6 protein-coding genes, 1 pseudogene and 1 riboswitch are annotated in these 16,048 nt (G+C 39.3%); of the genes and pseudogenes, 1 reads left to right on the top strand and 6 read right to left on the bottom strand.

Annotated elements, in window-relative coordinates; translation table 11 throughout:
• Positions 1-22: 22 nt before the first annotated feature.
• The 3 genes from I2F17_RS04520 to rpsO all read right to left on the bottom strand — a co-directional run bounded on the left by I2F17_RS04520 (position 23) and on the right by rpsO (position 3,948).
• Positions 23-1,252: a magnesium transporter CorA family protein gene (locus I2F17_RS04520; protein ID WP_211139195.1), complete on the bottom strand. Its 1,230-nt coding sequence runs from the start codon at positions 1,250-1,252 to the stop codon at positions 23-25.
• Positions 1,253-1,340: 88 nt separating this feature from the next.
• Entirely contained in the window at positions 1,341-3,431 is a 2,091-nt protein-coding gene (gene pnp, locus I2F17_RS04515; RefSeq protein ID WP_196422304.1) for a polyribonucleotide nucleotidyltransferase, read from the bottom strand.
• A 247-nt stretch (positions 3,432-3,678) separates the two neighbouring features.
• Complete coding sequence (gene rpsO / locus I2F17_RS04510; protein WP_092746390.1) at positions 3,679-3,948, bottom strand: 30S ribosomal protein S15; 270 nt, start codon at positions 3,946-3,948, stop codon at positions 3,679-3,681.
• A gap of 501 nt (positions 3,949-4,449) precedes the next feature.
• Positions 4,450-4,567, top strand: a riboswitch (TPP riboswitch).
• 92 nt (positions 4,568-4,659) lie between these two features.
• Between rpsO and thiC the strand changes: the two are divergent.
• Positions 4,660-6,441 (top strand): annotated as a pseudogene (thiC, locus tag I2F17_RS04505) (phosphomethylpyrimidine synthase ThiC); the annotation flags it as partial.
• A gap of 317 nt (positions 6,442-6,758) precedes the next feature.
• Here thiC and recD read toward each other — a convergent pair.
• From recD to I2F17_RS04490, 3 genes are all read right to left on the bottom strand, one after another.
• The gene (recD, locus tag I2F17_RS04500; protein WP_211139193.1) at positions 6,759-8,507 is read right to left on the bottom strand and encodes an exodeoxyribonuclease V subunit alpha; all 1,749 of its coding nucleotides are present in this window, start codon (positions 8,505-8,507) and stop codon (positions 6,759-6,761) included.
• A gap of 90 nt (positions 8,508-8,597) precedes the next feature.
• Positions 8,598-12,275, bottom strand: coding sequence for a UvrD-helicase domain-containing protein (locus I2F17_RS04495; protein ID WP_211139192.1), 3,678 nt, complete (start codon positions 12,273-12,275; stop codon positions 8,598-8,600).
• Positions 12,268-15,933, bottom strand: a complete 3,666-nt coding sequence (locus I2F17_RS04490; RefSeq protein ID WP_211139191.1) for an exodeoxyribonuclease V subunit gamma — start codon at positions 15,931-15,933, stop codon at positions 12,268-12,270. Before I2F17_RS04490 ends, I2F17_RS04495 begins: the two co-directional genes overlap by 8 nt.
• Between the last annotated feature and the right edge of the window lie 115 nt (positions 15,934-16,048).

The following is a 16,048-nucleotide window of genomic DNA, read 5'->3' as shown; positions in this document are numbered from 1 at the left end:
CATAGACATAGCATATCTCATGCTATGTCTTCGTTACGCCTTTTGCCATTTTTTCAACCTCTTTCATGGTTTTCTTAATAGGCTCTACATTTAAAATTGTAAATAAATTGACATTCTTTTGATTCGATTGCGACAACATATCTACAACACTCTTCTCTCCTCTACCTACCAAATGACGACGATAAAAATAAAACGTCAGCAATAATGTAGTCATCAACATAGCCATCAACATCACCCAAAAGCCCTCAGGCGATTTCAGCCCTGGAATTGACTCAAAATTCATTCCATAAATTCCTGTTAGCAACGTCAATGGCGCAAAAATTGCCGTAATGATGGCCAATATACGCATATTTTCATTGGTTTGGTTGGAAATTGCAGAAAAATGTAAATCAATTGCAGATTGAATGGACTGACGTAAGCGTGAAGTATGTTTTTGAATACGTTCAATATGACTCACTAAATCATTAATTCTGACCAAAATAAGGTCTAAACTATCTATTGATGGTGTTTCATGTAAGTGATGGTGATTTTCTACGGCTTCATCTCTAAGTTCTTGCAACGTTTCAATTTGTTCTTCACATAAATTTTCCACTTGCTGAAAAGCCATGTTTTCTTGTAATAACTGTTGCCACTGTTTAAAATAATGCTTTCCTTGCAACAGTTCGGTTTGCCAAAATTCTACTCGACGCGTTAATGGTGTACGTAGCCCTAAATAATCATCAATCATGCTATTAAGTATACGTAGTGCTAAATTTAGTGGCGTATTTGGTAAACGTCTTAACCTATGTTGTTCTGTCACATTTTTTTCTAATAATCCAGACAGTCGATCAACGTAGTTTTGCATGGATTTATTACCGCGCTCTCGCACCGTAATTAAATATTTGCCCGTAATAATAAAATTCACAGGTGTCGTAAATAAACCAAACTCACTTTGATGCTGTTCATTCGATTGATTTTCAAGAATATGTTGATCATCAGGTGTCATAATTTTACGAAAAGTTAAAAAATCATACTCTTCCATTGTATCGAAACCACATGGATGCTCTATATTCAAAATATCTGCAATATGAAACTCATTCACTACCAGCTGTGCTTGATTTTTAATGTGCTCTTGCCACAAATCTACAGCATTTACGACGTCTTCTCTAAAACAATCTATCCACACAAAATCTGGATGATTTTGCTGAGAAACATGCTGCGATACAGATAAAATTCCCGTATCTTGATGGCGATAAAAATAGTAACTTTGCATAAATGAATTCATGTTTATGGTGGAATATACGGATTGTGGAACGAAAAAAAGCCCGCATCAAGCGGACTTTTTCAAATTAAAACAAGATTTAAGCTTGTTCAATGTCTTTCATTGAAAGTTTAATACGACCACGATTATCGACGTCTTGCACTTGTACTTTGATTTCTTGACCTTCTGTCAATACATCCGTCACATTTGCAATACGCTCGTTAGAAATTTGTGAAATATGTAATAAACCATCTGTGCCTGGCATAATATTTACAAATGCACCAAACTCAACAATACGAATGACTTTACCTTGGTAAATCGTACCTGGTTCAATTTCAGCAGTTAATGCTTGGATTTTCGCAATCGCTGCACGTGCAGCCGCTTTCGTTTCACCAAATACGCGGACTGTACCATTGTCTTCAATATCAATTGCAGCTTTGGTTTCTTCAGTAATTTGACGGATTGTTGCACCGCCTTTACCGATCACATCACGAATTTTATCAGGATTAATGCTAATCACTTCAAAAGTTGGTGCATGTGCAGAAATTTCAGGACGAGCACGAGAAATCACTTTGTTCATTTCATTCAAGATATGCATACGGCCTGCATACGCTTGATTTAATGCCACTTCCATAATTTCTTCAGTAATACCTTCGATTTTTATGTCCATTTGAAGTGCAGTGATTCCGTTTTCAGAACCTGCAACTTTAAAGTCCATGTCACCTAAGTGATCTTCATCACCTAAAATATCAGACAGTACTGTAAAGCGCTCACCTTCTTTCACAAGCCCCATTGCAATACCTGCAACCGGTGCTTTTAAAGGTACACCTGCATCCATGAGTGATAATGATGCACCACACACAGAAGCCATAGATGATGAACCATTTGATTCTGTAATGTCAGAAACAATACGAATTACATATGGAAAGCGATCTACAGGTGGCAATACAGCATATACACCACGGCGTGCTAGACGACCATGACCAATCTCACGACGTTTTGGACCTGTTTCACGACCTGTTTCACCAACAGAGTATGCAGGGAAGTTGTAATGCAACATAAAGTTGTCAGTTTTTGTTCCTGACAATGTATCTACCATTAACGCATCACGGGTATTACCAAGTGTTGTTGTCACTAATGCTTGAGTTTCACCACGTGTAAACAATGCAGAACCATGCGCACGATCTAATACACCCACTTGTACATCTAGACCACGAACTGTTTTATGGTCACGACCATCAATACGCGGTTTACCCGATACAATATTGTCACGTACAGTGCGGTATTTCAGATCATCAAATAGGTCATTTAATTCGTCTGCAATTTTACCATCTTCATCTGTTTCTGGTACAAATTGTGCAATTGCTTCAGTGCGTAAAGCATCAAGTGCAGTATAACGATCTTGTTTCACAGCAATGGTATATGCTTGTGAAATTTTCGCCTCAAATGCTTCTTTTAATTGCGCTCCAAGCGCTTCATTTTTTACAGGTGCATTCCATGGTGTTTTCGTCACGCCAACTGCAGCAACAAACTCATTAATAGCTTGTATCACAATTTGCATTTCATCATGACCAAACAATACTGCACCTAGCATTTGGTCTTCTGACAGCTCTTTTGCTTCAGATTCAACCATCAATACAGCCGACTCTGTTCCAGCAACAACAAGGTCAAGATCAGACTGAGTCAATTGTTCATGTGATGGGTTTAAAATATATTCGCCATTCACTAAACCTACACGTGCTGCGGCAATTGGGCCATGAAATGGTGTGTCTGCAATGGCAAGTGCAGCAGAGGTACCAATCATCGCTGCAATATCTGCATCCATCGTTTTGTCTGAAGAAACAACTGTTGCTGTCACTTGTACTTCATTGTAGAAGCCTTCAGGGAATAATGGGCGAATTGGGCGGTCAATTAAACGTGAAATCAATGTTTCAGCTTCAGATGCACGACCTTCTCGCTTGCCATATCCACCAGGAATACGACCTGCTGCATATTGTTTTTCTTGGTAGTTCACAGTAAGCGGGAAAAAGTCCGTTCCTGCTTTTGCTGTTGGTTGTGCAACCACAGCAACCAATACAGTTACTCCACCCATCGTCACTAAAACGGTGTTGGCTTGACGTGCAACACGACCTGTTTCGAGTACGACTTGGTACTGGCCATATTGAAATTCTTTACGAGTCACATTAAACATTGACATATATTGTTATTTCCTCATTCATTTATTCTAGTGGAGACCCCTAAGGTTTGTTATTTTCGTATATTACAGTCCGATTATTTTTAAATAACAAACATTAGAAGCCGACTTCACTAGATTTTAAACACAAAGAAGGAGCGAACATTCGCCCCTTCCTAGATTGCTTAGCAAACTAAGCCATGCTTTGTTTTCAGTGCCAATGCTATAAATAACATAGGTTGTACCGAAAAGTTGCTCAATCGAATTAACGACGTAAGCCTAAAGCACCAATTAACGCTACATAACGACCATGATCTTTACCGTTTAGGTAATCAAGAAGCTTACGGCGTTGGTTAACCATACGGATTAAACCACGACGACCATGGTGATCTTTTTTGTGTGCTTTAAAGTGACCTTGTAAATCATTGATTTGAGCAGTCAACAAAGCAACTTGTACTTCAGGTGAACCTGTATCGTTTTCTGCACGTGCAAATTTAGCAATAATTTCAGCACGATCTGTAGTTGTTAAAGACATTCGATTTCTCCGAGATGCTTAAAATAAAAAAATGATATAAGACAATTTTTGAAAAACTGCCTGCCGTGCATCACTACAGCAAGTGCATATTTTAAGTGAAAAGCATGCAAATTGCAAAATGCTTTTACAGATTCAACCGATTTTAAATAAGCATTAAAAAAAGCCCAAGTTTCCTTGGGCTTTTTTTAATGCGCTATGTCGTTATTATAGTTATGACTGTTTTTGTCATTTTAGTGTTTATAATTTATTCTGTTCCTGTATTGTTATGGTTTGTTTCATCTTGTTCCCACATCTTCATATTGCCACAACAAAATATGCTTTATAGTGGTTTTTGACTGTATATCACGTAAGAAATATCTTACAAATTGCGCTATACACCCAAAACACATGTAAATAGCGTTTACATTCTATTTATTTTAACGCTAAGCGATAAAAATCACATTTTTCACACGCATCAAATTGATAAAAACGACATCTAGAAACAAACCTGCTACTATAGCGCCATGCTTGACGGAGTGCGAGTAACGACTCGCTGAGATCACCAAAGGATAACTTAATGGTGAATACCGTTGAACCTGATCAGGTTAAAACCTGCGTAGGAATCAAGCCACCACAAACTGATCCCTGATTGTCTGTCTTTTCCAAGACCTGACGCTGTGTATTCATTTTTGGCCGTGCTTGATTCGTTGATTTTTCACAAGGATCATGACCATGAACCAATTAACGAATCTTTCTCAAAAACAAGCTCAAATTGAGCAAGATGCGCAAGACCTTACCCGCATCCTCCCTGCTTCTCAAAAAGTGTATATAGAAGGCTCACAACCTTCTATTCGTGTACCGATGCGCAAAATTGAGCTGGCACACACACCTGAAGGTTTAGGTGGTGAAGCAAATGGCCCAATTTTAGTTTATGACACTTCAGGGGCCTATACAGACCCATCTATTGAGATTGACCTCAATCGAGGGCTTCCCAAAGTACGTCAATCATGGATTGAACAACGACAAGATACCATACGGCTAAAGAGATTAAGCTCATTATTTGGTCATCAACGCGCCAAAGATATTCGTACTGAACACATTCGTTTCCAACATATTCAACGACCGAGACAGGCCTTGACGGGGAAAAATGTCACGCAAATGCATTATGCACGACAAGGCATTATTACTCCTGAAATGGAATTTATCGCGATTCGTGAAAACCAACAGCAAGAAGCAGCTGTTAACACCCAACAACATACAGGGCAAAATTTTGGTGCGCAGCAAATAAAGCGAATTACTGCCGAATTTGTACGCCAAGAAGTTGCCGCAGGACGTGCGATTATTCCAGCCAATATCAATCATCCTGAAAGTGAACCCATGATTATTGGGCGTAATTTTTTGGTTAAGATTAATGCCAATATTGGCAACTCAGCACTAGGATCTTCTATTGACGATGAAGTTGCCAAAATGACTTGGGCCACCCGTTGGGGTGCTGATACGATCATGGATTTATCGACAGGTAAAAATATTCATGAAACCCGTGAATGGATTATTCGAAATTCACCTGTACCTGTTGGCACAGTACCGATTTATCAAGCGTTAGAAAAAGTAAATGGTATTGCTGAACATTTAACTTGGGATATCTTTAAAGACACACTCATTGAACAAGCAGAACAAGGCGTCGATTATTTTACGATTCATGCTGGAGTACTCAAAGAATATATTCCATTAACTAGTCATCGGCTCACAGGGATCGTGTCTCGGGGTGGGTCGATTATGGCGCAGTGGTGTATGACTCATCAAAAAGAAAATTTCCTATACACACACTTTGATGATATTTGTGAAATTATGAAGTCTTACGATGTTTGTTTTAGTTTAGGAGATGGATTGCGTCCGGGCTGTATTCAAGATGCCAACGATGATGCCCAATTTAGTGAACTTAAAACACTCGGGGAACTAACACAACGCGCATGGGCACATGATGTACAGGTGATGGTTGAAGGCCCAGGGCACGTACCAATGCAGATGATCAAAGAAAATATGGATCTACAACTTGATGTCTGTAAAGAAGCACCATTTTATACCTTAGGCCCGCTGACCACCGATATCGCACCTGGCTATGACCATATTACTTCTGCCATTGGAGCCGCTATGATCGGGTGGTATGGCACAGCCATGCTGTGTTATGTGACTCCGAAAGAACACCTTGGTCTACCCAATAAAAAAGATGTGAAAGATGGGATTATTACCTATAAAATTGCAGCACATGCTGCAGATTTGGCCAAAGGTCACCCCGGTTCACAAGTCAGAGACAATGCCCTTTCAAAAGCACGTTTTGAGTTTCGATGGGAAGATCAATTCAATTTGAGCTTAGATCCAGATACAGCACGTCAAATGCACGACGAAACACTCCCTAAAGATGCACATAAATCAGCGCATTTTTGCTCTATGTGTGGTCCTCAATTTTGCTCAATGAAAATTAGTCAAAATGTGAAAAATATAGCTCAATCTGTGCTTTAATATTTTTAGTCAAGAGGTCAATCAAATGATGTGTTTGTTTGACCTTTTAAACAAAAAATAGGTCACCACATAAAAGAGAAGCCTTTTAGTCTCTCCCAAAACTAAAAGGCTTAGTAGCTTTACGCTTATTTCTTTAACCCACGATTCATTGTAAGTTTGCAGTCTTTCGAATATCTATTATTTTTATCTGCATGGTTACTTAACCTTTCCCGATCAAGCTTATTGTGTAAAACAATCATCGCAAAAAATAACGATTTACACTATTAGCCAAAGACCCTATTTACTGTACGTTATTTCGTACAATCTCAGCATTATTTTAAAAAATGAATTAAACCGCTTTGACGCACAGTACGATGAGTTAAAGCAGAAGCAAAAGCTGTTTGAGCCACCAATAACGTTACTACTTTCTTTGCGCGAGTAATCGCGGTATAGAGCAACTCTTGACTCAATAATTTTTCGGCATCATTTGCAAAAACCACTGCCGTGTGAGTGAACTCTGAACCTTGTGACTTATGAATAGTCATGGCAAATGCTGTTTGTATGTGCTTAGGTAATCGTGTTGCTAACACCCATTTTGCCAAACTCGGAAAATACACTTCAAATTGCGTAGGGTCTTGTCGATGTTTAAAGCAAATACCCACATCACCATTAGACAATCCAATTTGATCGTTGTTTTCAGTCATCATCACAGGACGACCCACATACCAATCCCCCCTTGGTATAGCATCTGCCGCCAAATATTCTAACAATTGCGTTTGCATATAATGGTTGAGTTGAGTGACACCAAAATCGCCATAGCGCATGGCTGTTAAAATACGATAATCATCAAAAGCCGCCAAAACAGCCTGTTGTTCATGACTTAACTCTTGCTGAACATGGTCTTCCGTTTGGCAATAACGTTTTAACATTTCGGCATAATGTTCAAAACCATACCATAATGTCTGTAAATACTGCGATGTTTGTATGGTGTCATTAATATATTGAAGTTGAATATAATCTTTTTTAATTTCAGATAAATCAATAGGCATTAACACAGTCGCTTGAGCCACCTCTTGCTCAAACTGCTGCACCACATCTTGAGTCTTATTCTTTTTCTGATGTTGAATAAATCGTGCCATTTTTCCAATTTGTGCATCATCGCTAAAACGGCGACTGTATTGCAATTCAACCAGCTGTGTGTGTAAAAGTGTGCTGTGTTGCAAATCGTTCAACACTGTACCCACATCAACAGAAGCCAATTGATTGGCATCTCCGAGTAAGATTAAACGTGTACCCGTAGCCACTGCTTCAAAGAGTTGCGTTGCAAGCTGAAGATCCAACATAGAGGCTTCATCGACCACCACAACATCGTATGGTAAAGGCTGTTGTTGGTTAAATTGACTACGCCCTTGTTTGCTTATTTTTAACAGTCGATGCAAAGTCACAGGCTGTAGTAGTTCAAGCGCTGGGGTCATTAGGGCTTTTAAGTCATCATCTTTAAAAGCATGCTTTAAAGCCTCTTGCATACGCTGTGCAGCTTTACCTGTAGGCGCAGCCATGGCAATACGTAAATCTTGAACACGATGACTCAATACCGCAATAATTCGTGCCAAAGTATAGGTTTTACCCGTTCCAGGTCCACCTATAATCATACTCAATCCGTGAGTTGCAACCACCTCAAGCGCCTTTTTTTGATAAGGGTCTGTTAATAGTTGGCTGTATAAATCTGTACGATGATCTACAGTAAATAAAGCTGGCCCATTTAATCGTTTGACTTGCTGTGCTAAACGTTGTTCAAGTGCATAATATCTGTACAAATAAAGGCGATCATGGCAAAAAACAAAGGGAGTGATATGGCTTTTATCTGAAAAAGACACTAGACTACGCAACCGCTTTGCATCAGATGCGGTTGTCGCTAAGCAACTATGTCCCTCTGATACAGAAAAAAGTACAGCCTGTATGAGTGATTGTGCAGCAATTCGCTCGGCATCGTCGGTAAAACTAACAGACTGTGTCAAGTACTCTGACCACAATATCGCCCATGGCTCTGCCTGTATGTCTTGATTCTTTATAATATTCATAGACATATCCTCAATTTTATACACATATATATCAACAGAGTTATACTCAGGTTTTTCCACAACACAAGATATTGATTTAGAATAAAAAGATTAGTGTTTATTCGAATGTGCATCATCATATCCCAAAATCGCATCAAGGCGTAAAATGAACTCTATTTCGGGTTTCCAATGTAAAACCCCCTGATCAGAAATACCACTCATCCCCCTTAAATATAAATAACTTGCACCACCTAAATGCTGTTCAATTTGATAGCCTTTTAATTTTTGTTTTAAATAACGATGTAACGCCACCAAATATAAACTTGCCTGCAACCAATAACTACTTTTCGACATATTTTTACCGATTTGTTCGGTACTATATGCTGTCGTCTGTTCACCTAAGAAGTTACTCTTATAATCAGCAATGTAATATTTTCCTTCAAAAATATAGACCAAATCGATAGAACCATTCATGAATCGTGCTGACTCTGCTGTATGTAGTACAGGAATCGTAATATTATATTCTTTCAACAAATTTTGAATACGTTGTGTGGCAAATACACGATCTGACAAAGCCAAATGAAACGGAAATTCAGACAAATAATCTTGTCGACTGAGCTGTTTTAAACAAAAGTTTGAGTGTATAGGAGTATTCACAATGGCATTTAACCAATGAAGTAGATCCTGAATCATCTGCTGTTCGGGTTGTTCAGATTGGGTTTGATAATACTCAAACAAAGGTTGGCGTAAGCTGGCATAGTCATTTTTTAAACGGCGTTGAATTTCAAGTGCCCAGTCTTGCTGATATTGAAAATCGATTTGCTCAAAAATTTCATGTAAAAAGTTACCCGCTTGTGCACCCATAGGAAATTTCATTGCAATGGAAGATATGGGGACAGGTACAGTCACGATGTCTGGGTTGGTCGACAGATGAACTTCATCATCTGCAGGTTGCTGTATATGATCTTGCTCAACCAATACGTCAAATGCGTGTTGATGTGTTAAATGTTGAGCCAATGCTGAAAAGCTGGTACGTGAACGAGGATATAATTGTAACTTGGGCACAGGCTGTGCGTAAATGGGGCTCATTTGCACCGTGTTTTCACGATATGGTGCAGGAGCATTCAAAATTTCTTCTTCCTCCTGACTCTCTTGGTGCTCAAAAGGCAAACCTTGAGTCCAAAAATATATTCCTGCTGCACTTTTTGGTTGATTCAAAACAATATACATTCGATGACTTGCACGAGTCAGCGCAACGTACCATAAACGATTTTGTTCTGCCTCTGCACGGGCTTGATGTTGTGAGACCGCCTGTTCGTGTAAATGTGCTTGATCGTTAATTTCAACAACACGCTGAATGTGGTGCTCTGCATCTGCAGATTCAGTCGTTGAAAAGTTTAATGTTTTTTGTAATTCTTTAAATGGGGCATCGGCATTCATCAAAAAAACAATTTTAAACTCAAGTCCTTTCGATTGGTGTATGGTCATTAGCTGAACCCCAGCCATACTCGACAAACCTCGCTCAAGCTCCCACTCTCGCTCACTTGGTGAGGCCAACTGTTTGATATACCACTGATATAAATTGTATGGGCCTTGATAATGTCGACTCTCTTGGCTTAATAAGTCACTTAAATGTCTTAAATCCACAACTGAACGTTCATTATCACGTGATGCATATTGTACAACGTTGTGCCAAACGTGAAACTGATTTAAAGCAAACTGCCAAGCGGTTAAAAACTGTCGGGTAAACCACATCTCACGAATTTGATCGAACATGGCAATATATTTACCCAATCCATCGACTTGGGTGTCAAGCTGTATTAAGTCAGACACTTTAAAGCCCATAAGACGTGTAGCCAGTGCCCGTTTAATCAGACGCTCATCAAACGGATGTAAAATCGCAGCTAAAAATGCAGCAACATCTTGTGCCATTGCACCTGCAAATACACTGCGTTTAGCAGGTCGATTTACACGTATTCCAAGGCGTTCTAATTCATATTGCACTAAATCTAAATTGTGATGATTTTTTGATAATACTGCAATATCATCAGCCTCTATGGGCTGTTGTAAAGGGTCTTTTTTAATGTACAACCGACCTTGTTGGGCTTGTTGTAAAAGGGTTGAAATCTGCCATGCCACTTGTATATCTGCACTCACTGCTTTTTTATCACGAATACAAAGCCAACGCAGTGGAGCATGATTTTCGCCTGAGGCATCGACTAAACTTGGGTGTGAGCGTGTGCCTGCTTCTACTGCTTGGTAGATGACGTGCTCACCAAAATCTGGACGTTGACGCATCAAAGCATCTACTGCCTGTACCAATGGTTGAACGGTTCTATGATTGTATTTTAGACGATAATATTTCCCCTGCTTCGCACTCACATCTTGCTGTGCATGTATAAAGGTCAACATATCTCCACCACGAAAACCATAAATGGCTTGTTTACGATCACCGACCATAACCATACAACCATGCATATAACGCGCTGAATCACGCCATATTTGCGCGAGCATATTATCTTGATCTTGATTGGTATCTTGAAACTCATCTACAAAAATCAGCGGATAACTTCGTTGTACAAACTTGGCAAAATCTTGCCCTTGGCGATCTTGCAGAGCATCTGACAAGGTTTTAATTTGCTGTGAAAAGGTGGTTTCACCTTTATATTGCAACAATGCAGGTAAACGTTGTTTTACTTGCTGACACAAATAAAACTTAAAATATGTTTCACTGTGTTGAAGTTGTTGCTGTATGTCACCAAGCTCTGTCAGCACTTGAAAAAATGTGTGCAATGCCACATCGTTATAAAAGGCATTCGCCATCTCTGTTGGGCATTTTTTAGTAAAAAGTTTTTGAGCATAAAACTGCTGTTGTAATTTATATAACCCCGCATACTCTTGGTTAAAAAATGCCTTACCATCATCTTTAAGTAATGAACGAACGGCGTGAGGAATATCCACATCAAACAAAGTGGTAAATTTACTTTTATCTTTATAAAGCGTACCACTCACAGTGTGTAAATATTCACCTTCAAAGGCATAATATGGGGCAAGATGGTGTACTGAAAAATCAGTGAGTAACTGTTGTAGCTGGGTAATTTTGGTCAGTGTCAATTGCGGTGGTCTAGGCGAATTAAACTGTGCATTACTAAAATTTAGCGTATCTTCAACCAATTTAATATAGTGTTCGGCAGGTTGTAAATAGCCTGCAAAATACATAAAATCAATCTGTTGTTGCGGTTGTTGCTGTAACCACTCTCTGAGTATGTCATGAATAAGCTGTTTGATGTACTGCTTAGACTGGTCAGTAATTTCTGCACGCTCTACTTTTCCACTTTCAAAAGCAAATTCTCGGAGTAGCTTTTGACTAAAGCTATCTAGTGTACCTACAAATAGCTCATCTAACTGTGAAATAACGAGATTTAAGCGTGCACATACGTAGTCAATTTTATTGGCATATTGTTTAAGCAAAACCACATACAACGGATCTGTATGTGGTGTTTCAAGCCATTTTAAATTCTGTTGTTCTGTATTTCCTTGCAAGGTTTTAAAAAATGTCAATGCTTCAAGCAATCGTTTGCGTGTACGTAATTTTAATTCTGCTGCGGCTGCACGCGTAAATGTGGTGGCTACAATTTGCTTGGGTACATATTTTTCAATAAGCGCACGTACAAGCAAACTAGACAAAGTAAACGTTTTTCCTGACCCTGCAGATGCTTCAATCCAATGCAACCCTGTAAATTGAAGCTCTTGAATAGGATCAAATGATACTGTGGTATTGTTATTCATGATGATGAAGCTCCAAGTATGATTCATACATTGGGGCATACAGCAAAGCTGACCATTTCAAACATGCATCTTTTAATAATGCTGTGCGATCTTGTTGTTGTAAAATAAAGGCCCAATCTTGATGATACTGTGAAGCTTTATCTTCACTGAGTGAAAAGGCACCATATTCATATTGGTTCTCCCACACTTTCAAAAGCATCTGCCAACTTTTCTCATCGAGTATGTTCCCTTCTTCGCTTGGCTGCCAGACTAATGTTTTGTCCTGTTCGGTCGGTTTTAACAATAATGCCGCAGGCAATACCAAAGGAGTTTGTTGTGCGTGATACCATGCTTGCCACCAGTGTGACAAATAGGCTTTGGCTTGGTTTGAGCTCAATCCTTGACAAATAAGCGTTCGATGACTAAAAATCATCACACGTTTAAGCTCAGCCCCCTCCTCTGCAAGATCTAAATAGCTCAGCCATAATAAATATTCAAGCCACACTTTAGTACATCGTTCTGCTCGTGCACTTGAGGCCTGTAAACTTACCCACTGTTTTGTACCTTGCTCAGCAATATTTATACGCATATACAAACCATCATCGATATATAAAGTATCTTGCGTTGTTTTTGTCGGTTGAGGGGCATAGCGTTGTAACTCAACCATTAAATCTTCATGTTCCTGTTGGGCTTGTTGCCATGCACTATATTTCACTTTTCCAACAGGTAAACAATCCATGAGTAAATTGATATTTGGCGCGTGTTGTTGCTGTTGTAAAAAATCACGAATGTGATACCGAGCTAAACCATTTAACAAAAGAGGTTCGCTGTTTTGAACCTCTTCGGTCAAATGCGTATTCACCATGCCCAAAGCGTTTAAATATAATCGTGCAGGAAAGGTAACATCAGATAACCACTGTTGTTGTTCAATTACTTGCACAGTTTTGGCAGGCACAGTTACGCCTACATCCACCCATGCAGGACGTTTTTCAGTATTCTGTTGCAACTGAGATGCCACCTCAAACCATTGATCATGGTAATTTGGTCGGTCAGGTTGGTTAAAGTATTCAATGTGAAACGGCTGTAAGTGATGTAAGTGATACAACGGATATAAATGTGGTGCAATCTCTAAACCATAATCATTAAATTGCTTTGGTTGTTCAGGCACAGCAATAATAAAGGCCAAATGATCAATAAGCTCTTGTAACACCACAGATGGTGGACGTACTTCACCATCATTAGCATCAAAACCATTATAAAATAACCACAGTGCATCTTTTGCAAGCAATAACGCATCTAAAAAAGCCCCTTGATCATCTTCAAGACGAGAGCGATCCCCTAAAATTGGGCGAAGCACTTGCATGAGATCAAATGGTGTATGCCGTTGCTGACTTGGAAACACGCCATTGTCTAAATTTAATATCACCACTAAACGGTATGGTAATGGTCGAATGTGGCCGATTTCACTAAATGTAATTGATCCACTCGGTATCGCTTGCTCGACATGACTTTCTATGGCCTGACTAATTTCTTGGATTACACTTGCAAGCGGTAAAACCAAGTCCGTTAAGGCAGCAAGGTCTTCGGTTTTGGCATGTCGTTGTTCATAATTGGCTGTTAATGTCAGCATACGTATTTGTTTTTGTATGACTTCTTTCACACTACGTAAAACTGTTTCACCCTGTTTTTCAAATGCATTCACTTCCTCAAGTAAAATGCTCAACCACGCCTCAACTGTAGTTTTTGAAAATGCATCGCTATACAACCAATCACGGCGTGTATCAAAATCTTGATACATTTGGATGAGTACACCAATCAAAGCAAAATCTTCTGGCATGATGTGATCTATACTCAATCCATCGAGCACCATACAATGTTCAGGCACCGCCACGCCCTTCACCAAGCGATCTAAAGCAAATTTAAAGGTATAACGGTAATCTGTATCATCTGCCAATAATGTTCGCTTTAAATGTATATCGTCTAATCCCCGTTTAAACCCTGCACGATCTAATAATTGCAAAATACGTTCAACTGCTTGATGGTCGATGTTGTAAAATCGCTGTGTTGCCAACAAACTTAACCAATCCGAAAAATCAGGGAATTGAAAACGCCCTTCAGGCAATGTAATTCGTCCCAAAACTGCCTGCCATGCATTATTTAAATCAAACTGCATTACACCTGCCATTTTGATGGGTAAATAATCATCTTGCAGTTTACCGTGCAAATTTGGCATAGGTGCAAAGACACTGCGTACCAACGGTTCAATATCAGCTAACGATGGTGTCAGAATTAAAATATCATCTAAACGACGTGGCTGTGTCGGATCTTTTTCAGCCAACCATTTCACCAATTGTGTTTTCAACACCTCTAACTGACGAAGTGTGGTATGACACACGTGTATTTGAATCGACTGATCATTTTCTTTTAATGCATAGCCACCTGCTTCAGGCTCCATAAGATACAAAATATCGGCTTGTAATTGATGCAAAATATGATCTGCATCGATATCTACAAAAACATCGACCCACTCCCCCTCCTCTCCAGACGACAAGCCTGCAAGTAAAGAAAAATGATCTCGTGCCTGTTTACCAAAGCGTGTCAGTAATGGGTGTCTAGATTCTCTTGATTCTGCATCAAAATGTTGATTAAAGCGCTGAAGAAAATGATCGATGTCTTGATCAGACACCACTTTTCCTTGTTGCTGATTTTTTTCAATAAAACGCTGTTTGACTTTCGCGTCATAACTTTTTTTCCATCTCGGATCGACGCTATCTGCCCAATATTCTTGTGATGGGTTGTAGTGATAAATAATAACGTCAGTATATTGTGCTAAACGGCGTAAAAAATGGAGTTGCACTGGCGGTAGATCTAGAAGTGTAAATACAATCACCTGTGGCGGTAATGCTTCACTGCGTTCTTGTTCGCTCATGTGTGATAAACGCTGCCAAAATGCATCATCAATGGCATGTATATTTAAAAAGTCTTCATGAAAAATATGTTGCCATAACCAACTTTGCCACAGCTCTAATGCACCAGCTTGCTCTAAATTATATAAAGACACCTGTTGTTCAGGAGAGATCAGTGCCTCTATATCTAAGTGTTGTCCTGCACCCCACTGTGCCAACCAATTATGACGACAATCACAAGGTAAATCACCATGGTCTTGATGACAATGCCCTCGATATGCCATGTAATGGCTAAATAGTTTAGAGACATTTTCTGCGACCCAATACCACATACTTTGCTTTTTTTGTTGTTTTTGCACATGGTCAGTAAGATGTGATGCACTCTCTTCAATACGCTGAATAAATGCATACATTGGGTGCTGTTGAGATAGCAATACACCTTGCTCACTTAACTGCGACAATGCCGTATAAATTCGCCACTTGATGACTAAGCGCGGTAAGTTGGCCTGACGAACTTGGTCTTTGTTGGTTAATACATGTTGGTAAATAAACCACTGAAAGGCTTGAATACGATAATGAAAAACATGGTTTGCACTAATGCCTTGTTGTTGAGCAATATATTGGGTCAACCAATATTCAACAGCCTGATTAGGCACAATAAAATGCTGGCTTTGCAACGCTTCTAAAACATTTGAAGAGGGCTGATTCACTTGTGCCAATAACATTTGTGCAAGAACTTCTAGCTTCTGACTTTGGCAAACATGAATGCCCATAACAGCTCCTTTATGATGATTATGATCGCAACATATTTAACCACCACTGCCAATGATGCTGAAATAATACAGACCTGATCTCGCTATATTTTACGCAACTCCAAATCAATCAACC

The sequence above is a fragment of the Acinetobacter baretiae genome, assembly GCF_015627105.1.
GTDB lineage: Bacteria > Pseudomonadota > Gammaproteobacteria > Pseudomonadales > Moraxellaceae > Acinetobacter > Acinetobacter baretiae.
This window is presented reverse-complemented; position numbering and strand designations above follow the sequence as displayed.